At 59.4% G+C, this 1,660-nt stretch carries 1 protein-coding gene; it reads right to left on the reverse strand.

The window, feature by feature from the left end; translation table 11 throughout:
* Nucleotides 1-158: 158 nt before the first annotated feature.
* Nucleotides 159-1,610, reverse strand: a complete 1,452-nt coding sequence (locus FHD68_RS18455) for an IS1182 family transposase (protein ID WP_341872781.1) — start codon at nucleotides 1,608-1,610, stop codon at nucleotides 159-161.
* Nucleotides 1,611-1,660 lie beyond the last annotated feature (50 nt).

Genomic DNA, 1,660 nt, shown 5'->3' on the forward strand with positions numbered 1-1,660 from the left:
TCCAGACCGTGTGAAAACTAGGTGGAATTTAAAGGGCATCGGGCGTTCGGTGATTTTTAGTTTAGAAATCCTGACCCTGAACGCGATTGCGGGTCTGGTAGACATGTGAGTTCTCTGAAGGCGATTTTCAGGCCGCTATGGGCTGGATCGCCCGCCGATTATGGCCGTACAGCTGCCATCAATGCCGAAATGCCGACAAGGCTGATCGCTCGACGCAAATTGTAGGCGATGGCCGTCAGGCTGAACTCGGCGCGCACGTTTTCCAGCCTGCGCATCAGGAATGCGCCCTGGCCCATCCATTGCTTCATGGAGCCGAACGGGTGCTCGACGCTCTCACGGCGCTCATCGAGCACCCCGGGCCGCGCGGCAAGCCGTTTTGCCATCCGGTCCAGCACTGCTTCGTTCTCGTATCGCGTGACCTTGCGGCACGCCGCGTCCGTGCATCGCGCCTTGAGTGCGCATGTCTTGCACGCAGCAGTATTAGCATAGTTGAACAGGCGGATGTCATCGCGAACCGGGCGGCTGCTGACACGGCTTAATGCCGCGCCGCCCGGACATATGTAGGTGTCCGCTTCGGCGTCATAGCAGAACTGCTCCTTGCCGAAGAACCCCTTGGCAACAGCTGATCCACGCTGCGGTTTGGGAACGTAGGGTACGATGCCTGCCGCCTCGCAGGCCTCGATATCCTCGATCTTGAAGTAGCCCCGGTCAGCCACCGCATCGATCTTGTCGACGCCAAGTGTGTCACGCGCGGCTTCGGCGGTCTCGGTCATCAGGCCAAGGTCGCTGACCTTGCTATGGACCTGCTGCTCGGCAATCAGTTTGTGCTTGGTATCCACAGCGATCTGGATGTTGTAGCCAACCCCAACGCGGCTGCTGGAGTGCATCGCACGTGCGTCCGGATCGGTCAGCGAGATCTGGTCCTCGCCGCTGTCCGCAAGGGCTTTGCCATGGCCTTCAAGGCGTTCGCGCCGATCGCGGATCACCGCGATCTTCTCTTGAAGCTTCTCCACGGTGCCGCTCTCCAGCGCAACCTCATGGTCCTTGTCGGCCTCATCGAGCTGCTTGAGATACCGCGCCAAGCGCTCATCGCTCTCGGCCAAAGCCTTTGCCAGTTTGGCCTTGGTAAAATTACGCTCCCGGCTGTTCACCGCCTTGATCCGAGTGCCGTCAATCGCGATCAATTCGCACCCAAACAAGTCGAGCTCTCGGCACAGCACCACGAATTCGCGGAACACCTGGCGGAACGCAGTCCTGTTGTCGCGGCGAAAATCCGCGATTGTCTTGAAGTCGGGCGTCAGACGGCGGAGCAGCCAGATCACTTCGAGGTTGCGTCGCGTCTCGACCTCCAACCGGCGGCTAGACCGCACCCGGTTCAGGTATCCGTAGATGTAGAGCTTCAAGAGATCGGCCGGATCATATCCCGGGCGGCCGGTCGTTTTCGCCCGGACCCGCTTGAAGCCAGCGGCTTTTAGATCAAGCCCGTCAACGAATGCTTCGATAAACCGGACCACGTTGTCCGGCCCCACATAGTCGTCCACAGAGTCCGGTAAAAGCAGGAGTTGGGACCGATCATCGCCTGAAATATGTGCCATGGCCGAGGATACCATGGCCACATTAGGCTGGGAATCCTGTTTGGGTTTTCACACGGTCTGGATCG

This window comes from Paracoccus marcusii, from assembly GCF_006151785.1.
Classification (GTDB): domain Bacteria; phylum Pseudomonadota; class Alphaproteobacteria; order Rhodobacterales; family Rhodobacteraceae; genus Paracoccus; species Paracoccus marcusii.

Coding starts and splice junctions, on each gene's coding strand:
- FHD68_RS18455 (WP_341872781.1), bottom strand. CDS start 1,610: ATGGTATCCTCGGCCATGGCACATATTTCAGGCGATGATCGGTCCCAA.